This is a genomic window from Nocardia caishijiensis NBRC 108228 (assembly GCF_001612825.1).
Lineage (GTDB): Bacteria > Actinomycetota > Actinomycetes > Mycobacteriales > Mycobacteriaceae > Nocardia > Nocardia caishijiensis.
In genome coordinates this window covers 195,692-215,780 of record NZ_BDBE01000012.1, presented here as the reverse complement: position 1 = coordinate 215,780, position 20,089 = coordinate 195,692, and the positions used below count along the sequence as shown (strand labels likewise).

Below are 20,089 nucleotides of genomic sequence, written 5' to 3'. Positions count from 1 at the left end.
CACCCCCAGAACTGACTCACGAGTAAGATCGAGGCATGGGAGAGCACATCGATCTGCGGTTCGAGAACGCACGCGCTTATGTCACGTTGAATCGTCCGGACAAACACAATGGGCTGAGTCTGGAAATGTTGCGTGACCTTGTTTCAGCGGCGGCGACAGTGTCCGATGACAAAGAAATTCGGGCAGTTGTCGTGACGGGTAACGGGCCCAGTTTCAGCAGCGGCCTCGATATCGCCGCCGCGACCCGCGACCCGCTCGCCATTGTGCGCGAATTCCTCCCGCGACCGTGGCGCGGCACCAATACTTTTCAGGAAGCCTGCTGGGCGTGGCGTCGTCTCGACGTCCCGGTGATCGCCGCGGTGCACGGCCGCTGCTTCGGTGGTGGCCTGCAACTGGCGCTGGCAGCCGACTTCCGCATCGCCGCGCCGGGCACCGAGTTCTCGGTGATGGAAGCCGCGCACGGCCTCATCCCCGACATGTCGGGAACCGCGACGTTGTCGCAGCTCATCGGCATAGATCAGGCCCTGCTGCTCACCATGACCGCCGATCGCGTCGATGCCGACCACGCGCGAAGGATCGGGCTGGTCACCGATATCGCCGACGATCCGGTGGCCGCGGCCGAGGCCCTCGCCGACCGGATCGCGGCCCGCGACCCCCGCGCGGTCACCGCCGCCAAGCGCCTGTTCGACCGTTCCTGGCATCGCACCGCGCGCGGCAGTTTCGCCGCCGAACGCGCGGCACAAATCCCTTTGCTCCTGCGTAAAGCAATTGTTCGCTGACGCGGACAAACAATCGCAACCATAACTCTGGGTCGCCTCACAGTATTTTCGCTCACGTCCGGCTGTTAGTTTCAGTTCACTGATCCGACGGAATAAGCACATCCCAATCGACCGGGTGTGCTTGTTCCCGTGTGCCCGGAGGCCGACGTGAACGAATCCGGCTCGCTCGCGATGACCGTATTGGCAGGCGCCACAGCATTACTGCTCGTAGGTACGGCACCCGCAACAGCCGACCCGAATGCCATCAACCCGATCCCCGTCCTCAACGGCACCTACGGCCTGCCCGTCCTGCACGGCCGGACGCAGGCGGTGTTCCAGGTGACCGGCATGGCGAGTCCGAACGCCACCCACACCTACAACGTCCTCGGCACCGACCTGGGGATCATGTGGGACAACGGGCACGGCGAGATGCTCACCGCGTTCGGTGACACCGCGGGCCTCGGACTCCCGAATCTGTTGCACGACAGCAAATGGGCGTGGCGTTCCAACATTCTCGCGCGAAGCTTCACCCGCGATCCGGCCGAGGGCATCCATTTCCACAGCGTGGTGCGCGACGGCATCGGTCAGGCCCGCGAGCTCGTGTTCAGCCCGAAGGACGGCGAGGAGATCAGCCGCATCCCCACCGCCGGGGTCTCGGTCGGTGGGGTGCAGTACATGTCGTTGATGTCGGTGCGCAGCTGGGACGCGCCCGGGGCGTGGACCACGAACTATTCGGGGCTGGCCGCCTCGTCGGACAACGGCGAGACCTGGGCCGATCTGGCCCACACTCGTCGGCCGAACACGAATGGCCACACCAAGTTCCAGATGAACGCCTTCCTGAAGGACGGCGGCTACCTGTACGAGTACGGCACCCCGGCGGGCCGCGGCCACGAGGCCTTCGTGGCCCGCGTACCCGAAGGCGAGATCGAGAACCTGGACGCCTACGAGTACTGGGACGGCGGCGGATGGCGGCGTGGTGATGTGAACGCAGCGGCCCCCGTGATGGCAGGCGTCGCCGAACTCTCGGTGATGTACAACGAGCACCTCGGCCAGTTCGTCTCCCTCACCACCGATCCTGGTAACTCCGTGGTGCTGCGCCGCGCCCCGTCGCCGGAAGGCCCGTGGAGCCCACCCGAAGTCCTCATCGACGCCCGCGAACTGCCAACCGCCTACGCCCCGCAGATCTTCCCGTACCAGACCGGACGCGACCTCTATTTCCTCACAACCGTCCACACCCAGTACAACGTCGTCCTCATGCGCACAACCCTCTGAAAGTTCCCCCATCGCAGGCGAGCACATGGGTTACTCACCCCTCACGGGCTACCATGACTGCGACATACCGCCAGCCGCGTCGCAACCGCTGACGCAGCTGAATCTGGCCAGAATTCGCGGGGAGGCGGAACAGCATGGACGCGGCGCAGTGGGACGCACGCTATGCCCGCAGCGAATTGGTGTGGGGCGCACCGCCGAACAGCACGGTCGTCGAATACGTGCACGGCCTCGACCGCAGGCTGCCGCTGCAACCCGACGGCACCGCCGCCCCGATGCGCGCGCTCGACTTGGCCTGCGGCGAGGGCCGCCACGCGCTGTGGTTGGCCACGCACGGCTGGCAGGTGCGGGCCGTCGATTTCGCCCAGGTCGGGATCGACAAGGGCCGGACCGTCGCGGCGCGCCTGTCGCGCTCGGTGCGGTCCCGCGTCGAATGGACCTGCGCCGACATCACCGACCTCGACGCGGCGGGGGTCACCGGCCCGTTCGAACTGATTCTGGTTGTCTTCGTCCACCTGCCGCCCGAGCAGCGCCGATCGTTGCTGCGCGACCTCGCGGGCATGCTCGCCCCCGGTGGCATGCTGCTGGTGCTCGGCCATGCCACCCGCAACATCACCGACGGCTACGGCGGACCCCAGGACGCGACCATCCTGTTCACCCCCGACGACATCCGTGCCGACCTCGACGGCACCGGGGTCACGATCACCACCGCCCGCGAGGTCTTCCGCCCCACCGAGGGCCCCGATGCCATCGACTCCCTGGTCGTGGCGGAGTCAGTCGAACCGACCGCGTAGCTGCTCGGCGAAGGCCCGCGCCGAGGCCAGATCCTCCGTGCTCGGGCGGCCTTTGTTGAGCCCGCCGACCAGCGCGAGCGGCCCCATCGTGTCGAGGCCACGGCAGGAGAACCCACCCACCACCTCGAACCCCTTGTCGCCGAGTCGATCGCCGAGATTGCGCAGGTAGGGGCGCAGTCGCGGTTCGGGCAGGCCGCTGGTGGCGAACACGAAGGCATCGCGGTCCTGCCCGGCGGGCAGCGCGTCGACGAAGGCGCGCAGCCGAGGGTCCAGCGACATCCAGTACACCCCGGAGCCGAAACCGATCAGGTCGTAATCGCCCAGGTCACCGGCGCTGATCTCGGCGGGATCCGCCACTCGCGCGTCGAGCACCGACGCGATGGCGTCGGCGACCTTCCTGGTGTTTCCGAGCGCCTTGGACGTGCAGACGATCAGTGCTTTCATCACTCCCCCTGGCTGGGCCGATGCCTGTGCCGAAAGCCTAACCCCAGCGGGCGAACCAGGGTTGCACTGTCGCCGCGATCACGTCGAATCCCGTGCGGAACGAGTGGGGTTGCTTCGGGATGACACGCACCTCGGCGGCATCGGCCGGATCGGGGATGCCGAACGGGTCGCTGCCGCCGTTGATGACGACCACCTCCGCCTCGCCGACCGACACCAGCTCGTCACGTCGCGATTTCTCGGGTTTTCCGGGCGGGTGCAGCGGAAAAGACAGGGCGATCACCCCGCGTGCCCCCAGCTCGACGGCGGTCCGACAGGCCACCCGCGCACCGTTGCTCCGTCCGCCCTGCACCAGCGACACGCCGGGGACTCGCGCGCGCAACGCCGTGACGACCTCGACCCACGCCTGGTCCTGGACCACCGCGTTACCCGGTGCGCGCCGCCCGGCAACCCGATACGGCTGCACCACTCGGGCTACTGTCGCACCGGCGGCGAGGGCCGAATCACGCACGGTGAGAATGTCTTTCGCATCGACGCCACCACCGGCGCCGTGGGTCATCACCAGCAGAAACGTCGGATTCGCCACCTCGTCGAGCTCGATCTCGGCCGGTCCGACTGACGTCTCGATGCGCACACCTCACGGTAGCCCCGCGATCGCCGCGAGCAACGTCTCGGCACGCGCGCGTGTTTTTCACGTCACATTGCTGACGAACCCCTTTGCCGAGAGCCTTACCCATCGGTAATATGGTGAATAAGTTACCCGCGAGTAGCATGCGGAAAACCGGAGAGCTACCCGGTGGACGACCTGACGGGCGGGAACGGCACACAACCGACCGCACCAGAACTCAACGGAGAGTGAGTACTCACATGGGCCACTACAAGGCAAACGTTCGCGACCTCGAGTTCAACCTCTTCGAGGTTCTCGGCGTCGGCAAGGTGCTCGACGCGGGCGCCTTCGGCGACCTGGACACCGACACCGTCAAGGAAATGCTCTCCGAGGTCCGCCGCCTGGCCGAGGGCCCGCTGGCCGAGTCGTTCGCCGACGCCGACCGCAACCCGCCGGTCTTCGACCCGAACACCCACACCATCGCGATCCCCGAGTCCTTCAAGAAGTCCTACAAGGCGCTCGAGGACGGCGAGTGGGTCAAGGTTCCGCTGCGCGAGGAGCTCGGCGGCCTCGGTGCCCCGTCGGTCATCGGCTGGGCCCTGGCCGAGATGGTGCTCGGCGCCAACCCGCCGATCCAGATGTACGCCGCCGGTGCGGGCTTCGCCCAGGTGTTCTACAACAACGGCACCGACGAGCAGAAGGCGTGGGCGACCAAGATCGCCGAGCGCAACTGGGGCGCCACCATGGTGCTGACCGAGCCCGACGCGGGCTCCGACGTCGGCGCCGGTCGCACCAAGGCGATCAAGCAGGAGGACGGCTCCTGGCACATCGAGGGCGTGAAGCGCTTCATCACCTCGGCCGACTCCGACGACATGTTCGAGAACATCATGCACCTGGTGCTGGCCCGCCCCGAGGGCGCCGGACCGGGCACCAAGGGCCTGTCGCTGTTCTACGTCCCGAAGACCCACTTCGACTTCGAGACCGAGACCTTCGGCGACCGCAACGGCGTGTTCGTCACCAACGTCGAGCACAAGATGGGCATCAAGGCCTCGGCCACCTGTGAGCTCACCTTCGGTGGCCACGGTGTGCCCGCCAAGGGCTGGCTGGTCGGCGAGGTGCACAACGGCATCGCGCAGATGTTCGACGTCATCGAGAACGCCCGCATGATGGTCGGCACCAAGGCCATCGCGACCCTGTCGACCGGTTACCTGAACGCGCTCGAGTACGCCAAGACCCGCGTGCAGGGTGCCGACCTCACCCAGATGACCGACAAGACCGCGCCGCGTGTGACCATCACCCACCACCCGGACGTGCGTCGCGCGCTGGCCCTGCAGAAGGCCTACGCCGAAGGCCTGCGTGCCATCTACCTCTACACCGCCGCGCACCAGAACCCGGAGATCGCCGAGGCCGTCTCGGGTGCCGACTCCGACGTCGCGTTCCGCGTGAACGACCTGCTGCTCCCGATCGTCAAGGGTGTCGGTTCCGAGCGCGCCTACCAGTACCTGACCGATTCGCTGCAGACCTTCGGTGGCTCCGGCTTCCTGCAGGACTACCCGATCGAGCAGTACATCCGCGACGCGAAGATCGACTCGCTGTACGAAGGCACCACCGCCATCCAGGCGCAGGACTTCTTCTTCCGCAAGATCGCCCGCGACCGCGGCGTGGCCCTGGCCCACGTGGCGGGCCAGATCCAGAAGTTCCTGGACGCCGACAACGCCAACGAGCGCCTCAAGGGTGAGCGCAAGCTGCTCGCCACCGCGCTCGAGGACGTGCAGGCCATGGCCGCCACCCTGACCGGCCACCTGATGGGTGCCCAGGAGCAGCCGTCCGAGCTGTACAAGGTCGGCCTGGGTTCGGTCCGCTTCCTGATGGCCGTCGGCGACCTGTTCATCGGCTGGATGCTGCTGAACCAGGCCGAGATCGCCCTGGCCGCCCTGGACAACGGCGCCACCGGCTCCGACGTCCCGTTCTACACCGGCAAGGTCGCCTCGGCGCAGTTCTTCGCCCGCAACGTCCTGCCGGAGCTGACCGCGACCCGCCACATCCTCACCACGCTCGACAACGACATCATGGAGCTGGACGAAGCCGCCTTCTGACGTTGACAGCTTGAAGGAACGGCCCGGAGCGTTTGCTCCGGGCCGTTTGCCGTTTCAGGTCAGTAGTCGAGAGCCTGCAGGACAGCACCACTGGAGAAGATCCGATCGTATCGACCGCTGCCGCGTTGCTTCAGAATTCCGAGTTCGGTCAGTCGCTTTATTGCCTGGTTGGCGGCTTGGTAGCTCACGCCGTACAGCTCGCTGGCAAGCGTGGCGGTAATCATGGGGTAGCCGATCAGGTCGTCGGCGATCCGCAGCGCAACGCCCTTCACACGGGCAGCGACGAGTCGTTGATGGAAGTCCGAGCGGAGCGAGACCAATCGATCGACGCGGCTGACCACCTCGATCGACTCGGCATGCACTGCGGCACAGAAGAATTGGACCCAGTTGTCCCATTCACCGGTGGTGGAGACGCGGAGCAGCTGATCCAAGTATTCCGTGCGGTTTCGTTCCAGCCACGGCGAGATGTTCAGGATGGGATAGCGCAACTCTCGGTACGCCATGAGCTGAAGAACAGCAATCAATCGTCCCAGACGACCGTTTCCATCGTTGAAGGGGTGCAGCGATTAGAATTGATAGTGCGCGGCCGCGATGCGGATCAATGACGGCGTGGAGGACGGCTGCCGAATCCACTGCTCCCAATCGAGCAGACCATCCCGAAGAAGATCGCCCGGGGGCGGAGGAACATACCTAGCCGTAGGAACCCGCCCACGTCCGGCGCCGATGAACACCTGCGTTGTCCGAACGTGACCAGCTTCCGGCCCATCGCTCGGTGTCCCATCGATCAGAACCTGGTGCAATTGCTCGATCATGTTCAGAGTGATGGGTCGACCTTCGGCAAGCCATCCGTAGGCGTGTTCCGCCGCGCTGACGTAGTTCTGCACCTCGCTGACCGAGGCAGACATTTGGCCACGCTCGAGAAAGTCCGCTTCGAAGACATCGCTGAGCGCCGCGTAGGTGCCTTCCAACGCGGAGGTACTCACCGCTTCGCGGCGGGTAGCCGGACGCGCCAGAAGATCAGGATTGGGTAGCAACGACGCCGCCTGATCAGCTCGCGCCGGCGCAGCCGTGGCGTCGACTACAACCGAATAGGTAGCGCCCGACAGGACGAAATCGGCAGGTAGCGGGCTCGGCACAAAGGCGAAGTGCGCGAACTCCTCGTCGAACCGACGGTCGTAGCCACTGATCGGAACGATCTTCCCGATCGGGCTGTTACCTATGCTCTCGATGTCCACCTCGGCACCCTACCCACAATCCTTGAAAAGCAGGGGTGTGATTTCAAGGTTAACGAGGCAACCTTGAAATTGACCTCCATGTTCTCAAGCTTGGCGCGATCGTATGCCCTGTGTACTCCCCGTGCGGTCGGCTGCCGTTTCGCTTCTTGGCTGGTCTATACCCTCGCTCGAGCGAAGTAGTGGTCCGCACCTCGCTGAGCGACTGACTCGAGCAGCATCTGAACGAAGGCCCATAAGCGTGCCGTTTCCGCGCCCGGCATCCATACCGGGCGCCACACGTGTCCCTGTCCATCGCTGAACGGTACGTAGACCGTTCCTCGCCGGGGGTAGTGCCGCTCGGCGTGGGCACCGGCCGGGTGGACCCCGGCGCCGAAAGCGACGGCGGTCAGCACGTCTTCGAAGGTGTGGGCGCCGTTCGAGCCCACCGGGCTGATGTGCCAGGTCTCGTCGAGGTAGCGGTGCCAGTACGCGCCCGCCGGTCCACCGATGGCGATCACCTCGATGCCCGCCGTGGTGCTGTCGATCGAACTTCTGCGGGCGAGAGCGTGATCGCGCGGAACCACCAGGCCAGTGGGTTCGGTCAGCAGAGCAGGCCCGGCGATCAAGTCGTGCTCGCCGATCGGCGAGTGGCTGATGACCAGGTCCAGTTCGTCGCGGCGCAGCGGGCCGAAGACATCGCTCAGGTGGACCTCGCGGGCATGTACCTCGCATTCGGGGTGGCGGTCACGGAAAACCAGGACGGTGTCGACCAGCAGACTCGCCGCCAACCCGCCCAGATAACCCACGCGCAGTGTCCCTTCCACGCTGCGCGCCGCCGCCTCCGCCCGTTCGACGGCCCGATCCAGTTGCGCGCGAATCGGAATCAGGTCGTCGCGCAGCACCCGGCCGACCGGCGTGAGCCGCACCTGGCGACTGGTGCGTTCGAAAAGCTGTGCGCCGAAACGTCGTTCGAGCTTTTTGATCGTCTGGCTCACCCGTGCCTGCGTCAGATACAGACGTTCGGCGGCCCGCCCGAAGTGCAGTTCCTCGCACAGGGCCAGGAAGACCTCGATCTCCTGCCGTTCCATAACTCCCGCTAATCGACCGTGTCGGCGACGGCCGTTGATGCGCGTGAGCGCGACCGGCAGTCTGAAATCACTCCATTCGAAACCGTACGTCCGGGTACCGACACGAATGGACTTAACGGAACACTTTTCCCACTAAGGGAGTTGCACACTCGCATGACCACAACACTGATCCGGGCGGAGACCACCACCCGGCCCACTCTCGCCCTCGGAGCGCTGGCGTTGGGCGCCTTCGGCATCGGCCTCACCGAATTCGTCATCGTCGGCCTGCTCGGCGTGATCGGCGACGACCTCGACATCTCGGTCCCGACCGCGGGCCTGTTGATCTCCGGGTACGCCGCTGGCGTCGCCGTCGGCGCCCCGCTGATGACCGCCCTCGGTTCCCGCGTCCCCCGCAAGACCATGCTCGCCGCGCTGATGGGCCTGTTCATCGCGGGCAACCTGCTGTCGGCCCTCGCACCGACCTACGAACTGTTGCTCACCGGCCGGATCGTCGCCGCGCTCACCCACGGCGCGTTCTTCGGCATCGGTTCGGTGGTCGCGGCGGGCCTGGTGGCGCCCGACCGCCGCGCCGCTGCCATCGCCACCATGTTCACCGGCCTCACCCTGGCCAACGTAGCGGGCGTGCCGCTGGGAACCGCGCTCGGCCAGGCCTTCGGCTGGCGTTCGACATTCTGGGCTGTGACCGTCGTCGGGGTCGTCGCGCTGCTCGCCGTCGTCGCACTGGTCCCGCACCAGTCGCGTGGCGAAAACGTGTCGCTGACACAGCAATTGACGGTGTTCGCCCGCCCACAGGTGTGGTTGGCGCTGTCGATCACCGCGCTCGGCTTCGGCGCCGTCTTCGCGGCGTTCACGTTCTTCGAACCGATCCTGACCGAGGTGACCGGCCTACCCGACGCCGCTGTCCCCTGGCTGCTCGTGGTTTTCGGCGTCGGCCTGTTCGGGGGCAATATCGTCGGCGGCCGGTTGGCCGACCGGGCTCTGCTGCCCACCTTGATCGGCGCGCTGACCGCGCTGACCGTCGTGCTGGTGAGTTTCGCGCTCGTCGCCGGTCATCCGATCGGCGCGGTTGTCAGCGTTCTCGCGCTCGGTGCGACCGGATTCGCCATCGTCCCCGCCGTGCAGATGCGTGTGCTCGACACGGCGGGCGGCGAATCGGCGCTCGGTTCGGCCGCCAACATCTCCGCCTTCAACATCGGTATCGCCGTGGCCTCCTGGCTCGGCGCCGCCGCCATCGACCACGGGTTCGGCCTCACCGCACCCGCTTGGATCGGCGCGGCCCTGGCCGCCGCCGCCCTGCTCACCACCCTGTTCGCCCGCGCGCTCGAACGCCGCGGCTGACCCGACTACCGAGAATCGACGAACCCATGCACGTCTGGAAGAAGATGATGACCACCGCCGTCGCGATCACCGCCACCCTCACCGCGGCCTGCACCAGCACCGAAGCCGCGCCCGTCTCGACCACCGCCTGGTCGGTTCCGATGCAGCAGCCGAGCAGCGGTTTCGAGCCGAACTGGTCGCTCGAGGGCTTCGCGCGGCACACGCTCCGACAGGTCGTCCGGGTCACCACCGGCGGCGACTCCGCCCGAATCACCCTCTCGAACCGGTTCGGCCGCACCGACCTTCGCGTCGCGTCCGCCACGATCGCCCGCACCGAAGCCGGAGCCCGCGTCCACCAGGACACGCTGCGCCCGCTCCGCTTCCACGGCAGCGAAACCGCCACCATCAGCCCCGGCGCCGATCTCACCAGCGACCCCGCCGACCTGCGCCTGGCGCCCTTCGAATCCGCCACCGTGACGCTGTATCTGGACGAACCGACCGGCCCGGCCACATTCCACGCCCAGGGTTATGCCACCTCCTACCGCGCCACCGGCAACCACACCGCCGACACCGACGCGGCCGCGTTCACCGAGACCACACACTCCTGGTACTTCCTGTCGAGCGTGCGGATGAGCGGCGAGGCCGGAGCAGGTGCCGTCGTCGCGTTCGGCGACTCGATCACCGACGGTTTCGGTTCCGACAACGACGGCAACAACCGCTACCCCGACGCCCTGGCCGACCGCCTCGCCGCCGCCGGAACCGCGCGCCCGGTCCTCAACGCTGGCATCGGCGGCAACACCATCGTCAGCGATTCCCCCTGGTACGGCGAGAGCGCGCTGCGCCGATTCGATCGCGACGTCCTCGAGCAGCCGGGTGTCGGCACGGTCGTCATGCTTGGCGGCTTGAACGACATCGGCTTCTCGGAGGTCGACCTGCCGACCTACAAGCCCAACCCGGTCGTCACCGTCGAACAGCTGATCGCCGGCTACCGGGACATGATCGACCGCGCCCACCGAGCCGGGCTGCGCGTCGTCGGCGGAACCCTCCTGCCGATGAAGGGCGCCGAGTACTACACCCCCACCTCCGCCGCCAAACTGCGCGCCCTCAACGAATGGATCCGCACCAGCGGCGAATTCGACGCCGTCGCCGACTTCAACACCGCCCTCGCCGACCCCACCGACCCGGAACGCCTGAACCCCACGTTCGACTCCGGCGACCACAGACACCCGAACGCCGCAGGCTACCGAGCCATGGCCGCCGCAATCGACCTGAACACCCTCTGAACACCGAACGCCCCGGAGCTCGCGAACTCCGGGGCGTCCGCCGAACCACCTGTCGTTTCGTTGTTTGCGGGTGATCTTTGCGGCGTACCCTGGGTTTCACCGTCGTCGGGGTGAGGCTCGGGGGTTGGGATGGCTGAAAGTTCTGCGCTCAGTGTGTATTTGCGCGAGCGGCGGTTGGCGGCGGGGTTGGCGCGGGCGGAGCTGGCGGCGCGGGCGCAGATGGCACCGTTGCTGGTCACCCAGATCGAGACCGGGGCGCTTGTACCCAATACCGCGATGCTGCAACGTCTTTTCGACAGCCTCGATGTGCCGCCGTGGTACCGCAAGCACATCCTCGTGCTCGGCCTACCCGCCGTCGACACCGGCGCCGCGCCGACGGCCCCCTCGACCGAGGACCTCGCCGACCTCGGCAGCCTCACCCATCCGGCCTGCTACCAACGCTTCCCCACCATGGACCTGCTCGCCGCGAACGCCGAGTACCAGCGCGTCTTTCCCGGGACGGGCGCGGGCGTGAATCTGCTCGAATGGATGTTCCTGAACCCGGCCGCCAAGAAGGCCCTGCTCGACTGGACCACCGAAGCCCAAGTGCTCGTGCACGCCTTCCGCATGCTGTCGCCGCTCGCTCCCTCTCAGCGCGTCACCGCGATCACCTCGGCCTGTGCCGTCTCACCCGACTGGGATACGGTCTGGGCCAGTGAGATCCGGCCGCAGGACGTCGCCCGCAGACATGTGCGCGTGCGCGACCGAACCACCGGCGTCGAACGGCGCTATCTGCTCCGCATCTACGACCCGGCCTTCCCGATCCGCCCGTGGTGGCAGTACCGGATGATCCCGTCACGGTGAGACGGTCCGGACACGAAACGGCGCCCGTCGGATTCCGACGGGCGCCGCCTCGAACTCCCTCGATGCTCAGCCTGCCGACCCGGAGGCGAAGGCGGCGAGCAGGGGCAGAATCTGGACCAGGGTGTCGAACATGGTTCTCCTTCTAGACGAATAGTCACTTCTTATCAGCGCCGAATTACGCAGCACATAATTCGGATGAACGTGAGAAGAATTCCTCGTCACCGGCGGCCACTTCCACCGGTGCGTTCGCACCCGATCCAGGATCGACGAGCTGTTACTCGGCAGGCGCCTCGGCGGTGCCGCTGCTCAGCTGCTCGATCAGCGCGGCCAGGTCGAGGCCCTCGGCGGAGCCGGTCGCCGGTTCCTCCGCGACGGTCTCGGACTCGCCCGAGCCGCTGCTCAGCAGCGCGAGCAGGGCCGCCAGGTCGAGGCCCTCGAGCGAGCCCGCGGGCTCCTCGGCGACCGGCTCGGTCTCCGCGGTGCCCGAGGTGAGCCCGCTCAGCAGGTCCGACGACCCGGTAGCCGGTTCCTCGGCCGCCAACGCGGCGCCCGCACCCATCATCGACATGCCCGCCGCCGCGACCATCGCCACACCGAACGCACGAATCTTTGCCATTGTGAACCCCTCATCTTTCAGATTTGCGGCGAATTTCCGCCGCACAAGATGTCTAACAGCGCCACGACGCGCGGGGCAGACACCTGAAAGGGGGGCAAGACAGCGCCCCGCAGACTGGCTCAGGCGCCGGAACCGCTGGTCAGCAGGCGCAACAGGCCCGTCATCGCCCACAGCACCGTCGTCACCGGCCAGGTCGGCCATTCTTCTGCGATCACGAACACCCGAAACCCCTTGTTACTCATCAATTCACCGTAAAGTCCACAGCTTAGTGATCACCCGATGCGGAAACGATTCCGGTACTCCGCGGGCGTGGTGTCGAGTCGTCGGCGAAAAGCACGCGCGAGCGTGTCGACCGTATTGAACCCGCACGTGGTCGCGATGCGCTGCAGCGTTTCATCAGTCGTCTCGAGCCGATGCCGCGCGACCTCCACCCGCGCCGACTCGATATAGACGGCCGGTGTCATCCCGAGTTCGGTCCGGAAGATGCGCGTGAGCTGGCGTTCACTGAGATGCACCTGTTCGGCCAACTCGGTCACCGTGAGCGGACGCGCGATATTGCCCGCGATGTAGTGCCGCAACTCGTCGATCCGGCGGGTGGTGGAAACCGGTTCGAGCGAAACACTGAACTGACTCTGGCCGCTCGGCCGTTTCAGGAACATCACCAGTTGACGGGCGACCCGCAACGCGAGTTCGTCACCGAAATCGTCGGCGACCAAGGCCAGTGTGAGATCGAGGCATGCGGTGAGTCCCGCGCCGGTCCACACATCGCCATCGCGGATATAGATCGGATCGGCGTCGACCGACACCTCCGGGTGCTCGGTGGCGAGTTGCTGCGCGGTGGACCAGTGTGTGGTGGCGCGTTTGCCGTCGAGCAGCCCCGCCGCCGCCAGCACGTGCGCACCGACACACACCGAAGCCACCCGGCGAGCTTCGACCGCCATCGCCGAAACTGCTTCGACCACAACAGGTTTCACCAGCGCGCGAACCTGCCGACGGTCATCGGTCTCGACCGCGCCCGGCACGACGATCGTGTCGATCCGCCGCCCGACGACCTTCTCGAACGTGACGTCGGGCAGCACCCGCACACCGGCCGACGTGGTGACCGGATCCAGCGTTTCGGCAGCCAGCGCCACCTCGTAACCGGTCGGCTCGTCCAGCTCCCGTTGCAACAGCGAGAACACTTCAGGCGGCCCCGTCACATCGAGCAGGTCGACCCCCTCGAACAGCACGACCACGACCAGCCGCTCCATCACCACCTCCGCCGATGTCTGAATCTGCAGGTTACATGACATTGCCGACATGCCCCGACGGCCATAGCGTGAATCCCATGACTTCGACAACGCTTCGCCAGCTCATCGGCCTCGACGAAACCCCCGCCGCCCTCGCCACCTCGACCCTGATCCTGGTCGATTACCAGAACACCTACACCCGCGGCGTCATGGAACTGACCGGCTGGGAGCAGGCGATCGACGCCGCCGCCGACCTCCTCGAGAAGGCCCGACAAGCAGGCACCACCGTCATCCACGTGATGCACAACGGCGGCGAGGGCAGCCCCTACGACATCATCACCGACATCGGCCGGATCCACCCGAAGCTCACCCCCACCGCCGACGAAGCCGTCGTTGTGAAGTCCTTCCCCAACTCCTTCGTCGACACCGAACTCGGCGACCTGGTCGACGCCGCAGGCAACGAATCGGTCATCATCGCTGGCTTCATGACCCACATGTGCGTCACCTTCACCACCGAAGGCGCCTTCCTGCGCGGCAACAAACCCACCGTCGTAGCCAACGCCTGCGCCACCCGCCCCCTCGCCGAAGTCACCGCCCCCCAACTCCACGCAGCCGCCCTCGCCACCGTCGGCGACATCTACGGAGTAGTTGTCCCGACCCCCGCCGACCTCACCACCGACTGACCTGGCGATCCGCCGGACCGCATGGAAGCCTTCGTCATCGTGGATAAACTAATCCTGCCCTGAAGGCTCTTCGCCATATTTCTCCGACCTGATCAGCACACCCCCGGTGATCAGGTTGTCAGCCGGGAGCCTTGTCGTACCAGCCAGGGGAATCTCGGTCATCTTTCCGCCGATCAGCATCCACAACCCGAAGCAACTGTCTTCCTCGTCCCGAATCAAGACCTGCACCGAGTAGGGATCCGCCCACTCCAGACCCTCCAGGAAGCTGAGCAACCCCCACCAGTTCATCCGTGGGAACTGCGCGACCCACATGTAGCAGTCGACGGACCCTGACAGAGTGCCCTCGAAAACAGAATCATCTACGGGCGTAAAGCACTGATGCCATTCGCGCCCGGGATCCGGCTGTGTCAACGGCTCCATCGCCGACCACCCGTCCCGGGCGATCACAATGACCTCGGCAAATCTACTCACTGTTCATCCTTGTACCGGATACCCTGCCTGGAAAGCCAGTCGGTGGTCGGCGTGGGCGGCGATGCGGTCGAGTTCGTCGTCGAGGGCCATGAATACCCCCACCCCTTCCGTTCCCGGGTTCTCTTCACGGCGTTACGAGGCAAAGAGTGAAGTCGTCTGTGGTGTAGACGAACTCCGTCGCTGCGTCAGCGGCACACAGGTAGTCGTTCGCGAAATCCGAATGCCCCTTGCTTCCCCGGACTTTGGCGATCACCCTTCCGGTTGGTCGTCGACACGCCCACCCCCGGTCTCGCCCGAGCCCGCTCGCACGCGGGCAACCGGCGACAGTAGCATCGAGAACGACGGGAGTTGCCCGTAATAGACTGCGGCACAACAACTTTCGCCGTGTACAGAGCCGCATGGCTGCGCATGTCGGCAACACCTCGAGCACGGCTGCTACCAACCCCATAAGCGGGACCGCCTGCGCTACAGGCGGCCGCCGGGTTCTAGTTCAGTGGGGCCGCGCGCCACCAGTTCATGACCTCGTCCGGTGTGCCGTATCCGTCGGTGAACATGAGGAAGGTCGCGCGCTGGGGGTCACCCGAGAAGGTGGTGATGATCTTGTTTCCGTTGTCGGTGTACTGGTGGTTCGTGTACTCGCGGCCGTTATTTACGTCCGTCGTCATCGATGACGGCGGGAGGCCTGCGACCACCGACTGAACGTCGACCGAGGAGTGATAGGCGTAGATTCGATAGAAGGGGTCGTTGCCGTCCCCTCCGCCATAGCACCGCCACTGCCACGCCCAGTTCCCGAATTCCGGATCACCCGCATTGGCGCTGGGGATGTACTCGCGATCGGTCTGCCAGCAAGTCGCACCCCGGTAGCCGACTTCGCCCTCCGCACTCTGCGGAACCAACCGTGGAAACGCGGTGCTGATTGATTCGGCGGTCGGGGTTACGACCTCCGACGACCCGCTCGGCAAACCGGGGACTGCCGAGGCCTGAGCCCCGAACAATGTCAACGCGACGCCCACCGCCACAGCGGCCCCGAGTGTCCTCACCTTGTACACAACCAAATCCTCCGAATGAGTAGTGCATTGGAGCGGGAAGCGACCCGCCCGGCACATCGACGTTGACGCGATCTCCCTATCAGAATCCGTCCACTGTCAACCACTCGGTCTGGAAGTGTTTCGGTGGAATCCGGGAGACTGTGAGTACGTGCCCATCTTCCAGCAATTCCGATGTCACCGGCCACGGATCGTCACGCAATGTCGTGTACGCACCCTCGGACGTGATACTCGCGGTGTCGATGCATCCGTTCGGAAAGATCTCGATTTTTCGGCACTCGAGGCGATCCTCGTCCAGTTCCAGGAAGATGATCACCGGCGAGCCCTCGGAAGCGTATTGGTATGTCACACTGAAATATTCGATTCCCGGCTCCTCCGGAACGAAATCTTCAGCGAGATGTGCGGCAGTTTTTCTATCGATTTTCGGTTTGTACAGATCACTCGGGCCGTATTCCGCCGAGGCTCCTGGTCGATGAGCCGACCGGCGTTCCGAGCCGAATGGCATGCCCGGAAGAACATCCGCCAGCTCCGCGACCATCCACGGGTACCGGAGATCGCGGGAATGCGCCTCCAACCCCGAGGACATCCACGATGGCAGGCGGTCGCGAGGATACGACTCCAACTCTGCGGCCAAGGCGCGGTTCATCTCCTCGCCGACCGCGGGGCGTTCACGGTCGTCGAAGCCGGTCTCGAACGCGCCATCCGACAGCACGGTGCAGACCAGGGTGATCCATGTGCCACGACCAGGTACGTACATCACGCTTTTCAGCCGCCCGAGCATGGGAACAAGGGAATCCGGCAGCGAAGCCACCGGCGTCTTGCCGCTACCGGAGACCGCAACGACACGAGTGAATACACGTTCGCCGATGAGAACAAACGCGGCGTCGATTCGCTCCCAACCGTTCCCTGCACTTCGCGTCAGATCCGACGCCACAGCGTTCAGTAATTCTTGCCGCAGAGCGAGTGCCTCGTCGTTGACCGGGCAATATTCGGCTGACAATAGAAGTACCTGCTTCGAGTACATGAACTGGCAATGGGAGGTATGCCGAATGCCCCGCCGTGCCGACGGGGCATTCCGCTTTTTACTCGCTGGCGAATCAGGGAGTGGTGGTGTCGCCACCGGTGCCCGGGTCGGTCGGGTCTTCGGCGGCAGCCGAACCCGAGGACAAGGCCTCGAGGATCGCGGCCAGGCTGTCCGACGAACCGGTCTCCGGCTCCTCAGCGACCTGCGCGGCGTCCGGAGTGGTGGTGCCACCACCCGTACCCGGGTCGGTCGGGTCTTCGGCGGCAGCCGAACCCGAGGACAAGGCCTCGAGGATCGCGGCCAGGCTGTCCGACGAACCGGTCTCCGGCTCCTCAGCGACCTGCGCGGCGTCCGGAGTGGTGGTGCCACTACCGGTACCCGGGTCGGTCGGGTCCTCCGCAGCAGCCGAACCGCTCGACAGCGCCTCGACGATGGCTGCCAGGCTTTCGGAGGAGCCGGTTGCGGGCTCTTCGGCGGCGGAGGCCACGCCGGTTCCGAACATGGCGATACCGGCCGCGAGGGCGATGCCGAAGCCGAGCGTGCGGATCTTCTTCATGAAGTGAAACCCCTTGGTATTAAGCATGATTGCCGACTGCTTTGCCGACTGGAAAGGTTCTAACACGGACGTCGGACAGAAACGCAGACGCTTGTTTTCGGGGCAGTAGCCTGGATAGTGCTGAACATTTGCCACCAAGGCGGAAGCCCGGGGAGACCGATGCGAGGGTTTCAGAACGATCGTTCGGAATCCGAAACTCGATACCACCTGGAAAAGTTGAAGGTCGCAGTACAGCCACGGGTTCACAGCGTCGCGCCCGTCATAGCCTGCCCACGGGCGCACCCGCGCCGTTTCGTTCCGGCACCGAACTTCATTGGATACCCAGTTAATACCTGGCGTACACCATGATTGATATCACGTCCAAGATCGGTAACAGAACGATCTGCCAGAACGATTGGGGCACAACGTTCGCGATGGACACCGTATAGCTACTGGTTGCCTGTCATATAACCACGAGCACCATCGAAAAAGGCCGCATATCCCGAACGGGATATGCGGCCTTCAGTGCCGACGAACTCAGCGCACAGTGGCGGTGAGGTGGGGAAAACCCTTCTTGGGGTGCAGGATCGACAGATCCCAGCCGGTATCCGCCTTCTCGGCGTAGATGTTCACCGAGGACGGCAGCAGGACCGGCTTACCGAATTTGACCGTATAGGTGGCCTTTTCGGGGATCCGACCCTCGATGGTGCCGAGGATGGTCGCCGCCGACCACATGCCGTGGGCGATCGTGGTGGGGAAACCCATTGCCTTGGCGCCGATTCCGGAGACGTGGATCGGGTTGCGATCGCCCGAGGCGGCGGCGTAGCGGTTGATGATCTTCTGATCGACACGCTGCACGCGCAGCGGCGGCGGGGGCACCTCCTCCGGCGGGGGCGCGGACTTCGGACCGCCGGACAGCGACGTGCGCTGCTGGTGCAGCATGGTCGCCACCTGGCGCCACACCAGTTCGCGGCCGACGCGGATCTCCGTCACCGCGTCCACCAGCAGCCCTTTCGGATGCTCGCGCAGGTTCTCGGTGTGGATGGTGAAGTCCAGCGGCTCGGCCGCCGAGATCTCCCTGGTGCGTTCGATGACGTTCGAGAAGTGCACCGAGCCCACCGCGGTGAACGGGAAGTCCCGGGCCACGAGCAGTTCCATCATCAGCGGGAACGCCAGGACGAACGGGTAGGTGAGCGGGAGGGTGTCGCCGAACCGCAGGCCGGTGGCGTGGCAGTAGGCGGCGAGGTGGTCGGGGTCGACCCGCACACCCTCGATCGTCACCCGACGATCGGGCAGCACGGGCTTGCGGCCCGAGAGCGGCGCTGGCAGCGGGACGGCGCCGAGGGCCGCCTTCGCGTACAGCGCGCCGTTCTTCGGGATCTCGGTGAGCGTGACAGTCTGGGTCATCAGGCGCCGATCAGGCTCTGACCGCAGACGCGAACCACGTTGCCGCTCACCGCGTTCGACGCCGGGCTGGCGAAGTAGGCGATGGTCTCGGCGACGTCGACGGTCTGACCGCCCTGCAGCAGCGAGCTCATCAGGCGGCCCGCCTCGCGGGTGCCCACGGGGATGGCGGCGGTCATGGCGGTTTCGATGAAGCCGGGGGCCACCGCGTTGATGGTGATGCCCTTCTCCGACAGCAGCGGGGCCTCGGCGTCGACCATGCCGATGACGCCTGCCTTGGAGGCGCCGTAGTTGGTCTGGCCGCGGTTGCCCGCGATGCCCGCGATGGAGGACACGTCGATCACGCGGCCGCCTTCCTTGAGCACACCCTTGGCGACGAGGCCGGAGGTGATGCGGTGCGGGGCAGCGAGATTGACGTTGATGACGGAGTTCCAGCGGCCCTCGTCCATGTTGGCGAGCAGCTTGTCGCGGGTGATGCCCGCATTGTGCACAACGATGTCGATGCCGCCGAAACGCTCGGTGGCGAACTCGGCGAGGCGCTCGGCGGCGTCGGGGGCGGTGACGTCGAGGGCAAGGGCGGTGGCGCCGACCTTGTTGGCGGTCTCGGACAGGGCCTCACCGGCGGCGGGGATGTCGGCGACGATCACGGTGGCGCCGTCGCGGGCGAACACCTCGGCGATGGTGGCGCCGATACCGCGCGCGGCGCCGGTGACCACGGCGACCTTGCCCGCGAGGGGCTTGTCCCAGCTGGCGGGGGCGACCGAATCGGCCTTGCCGACGCGGATGACCTGGCCGTCGACGAATGCCGACTTGGCCGAGAGCAGGAAGCGCAGGGTCGATTCGACGCCCGTGGCCGACGCGGCGGCCTCGGGGTGCACGTAGACGAGCTGGGCGGTGGCGCCGCGCAGCAGCTCCTTGGCCACGGACCGGCTGAAGCCCTCGAGCGCGCGCTGCGCGATCTGCTCGTCGACCGAACCGACCAGCTCAGGGGTGGTGCCGAGCACTACGACGCGGCCCGACGGCGCGAGGTTGCGCATGGCGGGCTGGAAGAACTCGAACAGCTGCTCGAGCTTCTCGATGGAGTCGATGCCGGTGGCATCGAAGACCAGCGCGCCGTACTTGGTTCCGGACTCGAGCGAGTCGGCGATGGTGTAATCGGTGAGCAGGGCACGGATCGGCTCGGCGAGGCGACCCTTGCCGCCGAGCAGCACCGGGCCCGGAAGCGCGGGCTCGCCTGCCTTGTAGCGGCGCAGCTCCGCGGGCTGGGGCAGGCCCAGCTTGCTCGCGAGGAACGCGCCGGGGGCGGAGTGGATGAAGGATCCGTAGAGGTTGGGTGCGCCCTTGCTCTTGGCTGCCACTGTTCCTACCTTC

Annotated in this window: 22 protein-coding genes; 8 read left to right on the top strand and 14 right to left on the bottom strand. The window is 66.0% G+C overall.

Features of this window, described 5'->3' with window-relative positions; translation table 11 throughout:
* Positions 1-35 precede the first annotated feature (35 nt).
* From NC7_RS03360 to NC7_RS03350, 3 genes are all read left to right on the top strand, one after another.
* Positions 36-779, top strand: coding sequence for a crotonase/enoyl-CoA hydratase family protein (locus NC7_RS03360; RefSeq protein WP_067978499.1), 744 nt, complete (start codon positions 36-38; stop codon positions 777-779).
* Positions 780-950: 171 nt separating this feature from the next.
* Positions 951-2,030, top strand: coding sequence for a glycoside hydrolase family 183 protein (locus NC7_RS03355; protein ID WP_067978618.1), 1,080 nt, complete (start codon positions 951-953; stop codon positions 2,028-2,030).
* 134 nt (positions 2,031-2,164) lie between these two features.
* Complete coding sequence (locus NC7_RS03350; protein WP_067978496.1) at positions 2,165-2,821, top strand: class I SAM-dependent methyltransferase; 657 nt, start codon at positions 2,165-2,167, stop codon at positions 2,819-2,821.
* On the opposite strand, the gene NC7_RS03345 is transcribed toward NC7_RS03350, so the two are convergent.
* Together NC7_RS03345 and NC7_RS03340 are read right to left on the bottom strand one after the other, a co-directional pair.
* On the bottom strand, positions 2,801-3,265 hold the full coding sequence (locus NC7_RS03345; RefSeq protein WP_067978493.1) for a flavodoxin family protein: 465 nt from the start codon (positions 3,263-3,265) through the stop codon (positions 2,801-2,803). The two genes, NC7_RS03350 and NC7_RS03345, sit on opposite strands and share 21 nt — an antisense overlap.
* A 37-nt stretch (positions 3,266-3,302) precedes the next feature.
* Positions 3,303-3,896, bottom strand: coding sequence for an alpha/beta hydrolase family protein (locus tag NC7_RS03340; RefSeq protein WP_067978490.1), 594 nt, complete (start codon positions 3,894-3,896; stop codon positions 3,303-3,305).
* A 233-nt stretch (positions 3,897-4,129) separates the two neighbouring features.
* Between NC7_RS03340 and NC7_RS03335 the strand changes: the two genes are divergently transcribed.
* Positions 4,130-5,965, top strand: a complete 1,836-nt coding sequence (locus tag NC7_RS03335; RefSeq protein ID WP_067978488.1) for an acyl-CoA dehydrogenase — start codon at positions 4,130-4,132, stop codon at positions 5,963-5,965.
* A 59-nt stretch (positions 5,966-6,024) separates the two neighbouring features.
* On the opposite strand, the gene NC7_RS29980 is transcribed toward NC7_RS03335, so the two are convergent.
* From NC7_RS29980 to NC7_RS03325, 3 genes are all read right to left on the bottom strand, one after another.
* On the bottom strand, positions 6,025-6,468 hold the full coding sequence (locus NC7_RS29980) for a Fic family protein (RefSeq protein ID WP_236573148.1): 444 nt from the start codon (positions 6,466-6,468) through the stop codon (positions 6,025-6,027).
* Positions 6,469-6,531: 63 nt separating this feature from the next.
* Complete coding sequence (locus NC7_RS29975) at positions 6,532-7,200, bottom strand: Fic family protein (protein WP_236573149.1); 669 nt, start codon at positions 7,198-7,200, stop codon at positions 6,532-6,534.
* Positions 7,201-7,355: 155 nt separating this feature from the next.
* On the bottom strand, positions 7,356-8,267 hold the full coding sequence (locus tag NC7_RS03325; protein ID WP_067978485.1) for a LysR family transcriptional regulator: 912 nt from the start codon (positions 8,265-8,267) through the stop codon (positions 7,356-7,358).
* Between the two features lie 153 nt (positions 8,268-8,420).
* On the opposite strand from NC7_RS03325, the gene NC7_RS03320 reads away from it, so the two are divergent.
* The 3 genes from NC7_RS03320 to NC7_RS03310 all read left to right on the top strand — a co-directional run bounded on the left by NC7_RS03320 (position 8,421) and on the right by NC7_RS03310 (position 11,710).
* On the top strand, positions 8,421-9,605 hold the full coding sequence (locus NC7_RS03320) for an MFS transporter (protein WP_067978482.1): 1,185 nt from the start codon (positions 8,421-8,423) through the stop codon (positions 9,603-9,605).
* A gap of 26 nt (positions 9,606-9,631) precedes the next feature.
* Complete coding sequence (locus tag NC7_RS03315) at positions 9,632-10,867, top strand: SGNH/GDSL hydrolase family protein (RefSeq protein ID WP_201449844.1); 1,236 nt, start codon at positions 9,632-9,634, stop codon at positions 10,865-10,867.
* Positions 10,868-10,996: 129 nt separating this feature from the next.
* A complete protein-coding gene (locus NC7_RS03310) occupies positions 10,997-11,710 on the top strand; it encodes an MmyB family transcriptional regulator (protein ID WP_067978479.1) in 714 nt (237 codons plus the stop codon).
* A 274-nt stretch (positions 11,711-11,984) separates the two neighbouring features.
* Here the strand turns inward: NC7_RS03310 and NC7_RS03305 are convergent, their stop codons facing one another.
* From NC7_RS03305 to NC7_RS03300, 3 genes are all read right to left on the bottom strand, one after another.
* Entirely contained in the window at positions 11,985-12,326 is a 342-nt protein-coding gene (locus tag NC7_RS03305; protein ID WP_067978476.1) for a hypothetical protein, read from the bottom strand.
* Positions 12,327-12,445: 119 nt separating this feature from the next.
* Positions 12,446-12,568, bottom strand: coding sequence for a hypothetical protein (locus NC7_RS29970; RefSeq protein ID WP_255285036.1), 123 nt, complete (start codon positions 12,566-12,568; stop codon positions 12,446-12,448).
* Between the two features lie 30 nt (positions 12,569-12,598).
* Positions 12,599-13,576: a GlxA family transcriptional regulator gene (locus NC7_RS03300; protein ID WP_067978473.1), complete on the bottom strand. Its 978-nt coding sequence runs from the start codon at positions 13,574-13,576 to the stop codon at positions 12,599-12,601.
* Positions 13,577-13,653: 77 nt separating this feature from the next.
* On the opposite strand from NC7_RS03300, the gene NC7_RS03295 reads away from it, so the two are divergent.
* Positions 13,654-14,238: a cysteine hydrolase family protein gene (locus tag NC7_RS03295; RefSeq protein ID WP_067978467.1), complete on the top strand. Its 585-nt coding sequence runs from the start codon at positions 13,654-13,656 to the stop codon at positions 14,236-14,238.
* A gap of 48 nt (positions 14,239-14,286) precedes the next feature.
* Here the strand turns inward: NC7_RS03295 and NC7_RS03290 are convergent, their stop codons facing one another.
* From NC7_RS03290 to NC7_RS03265, 6 genes are all read right to left on the bottom strand, one after another.
* Positions 14,287-14,709, bottom strand: coding sequence for a hypothetical protein (locus tag NC7_RS03290; RefSeq protein ID WP_067978464.1), 423 nt, complete (start codon positions 14,707-14,709; stop codon positions 14,287-14,289).
* A 485-nt stretch (positions 14,710-15,194) separates the two neighbouring features.
* Entirely contained in the window at positions 15,195-15,758 is a 564-nt protein-coding gene (locus NC7_RS03285) for a hypothetical protein (RefSeq protein WP_067978461.1), read from the bottom strand.
* A 79-nt stretch (positions 15,759-15,837) separates the two neighbouring features.
* Positions 15,838-16,779: a DUF6881 domain-containing protein gene (locus NC7_RS03280; RefSeq protein WP_157101816.1), complete on the bottom strand. Its 942-nt coding sequence runs from the start codon at positions 16,777-16,779 to the stop codon at positions 15,838-15,840.
* A 73-nt stretch (positions 16,780-16,852) separates the two neighbouring features.
* Complete coding sequence (locus NC7_RS03275; protein ID WP_067978454.1) at positions 16,853-17,335, bottom strand: prolipoprotein diacylglyceryl transferase; 483 nt, start codon at positions 17,333-17,335, stop codon at positions 16,853-16,855.
* A gap of 516 nt (positions 17,336-17,851) precedes the next feature.
* Positions 17,852-18,721 (bottom strand): MaoC family dehydratase, encoded by an 870-nt coding sequence (locus NC7_RS03270; RefSeq protein ID WP_067978450.1) that lies wholly within the window; start codon positions 18,719-18,721, stop codon positions 17,852-17,854.
* Positions 18,721-20,076 carry a 3-oxoacyl-ACP reductase gene (locus NC7_RS03265; protein WP_067978447.1) on the bottom strand — a complete coding sequence of 452 codons (1,356 nt, stop codon included), beginning with the start codon at positions 20,074-20,076 and terminating at the stop codon, positions 18,721-18,723. Before NC7_RS03265 ends, NC7_RS03270 begins: the two co-directional genes overlap by 1 nt.
* Positions 20,077-20,089: the final 13 nt, after the last annotated feature.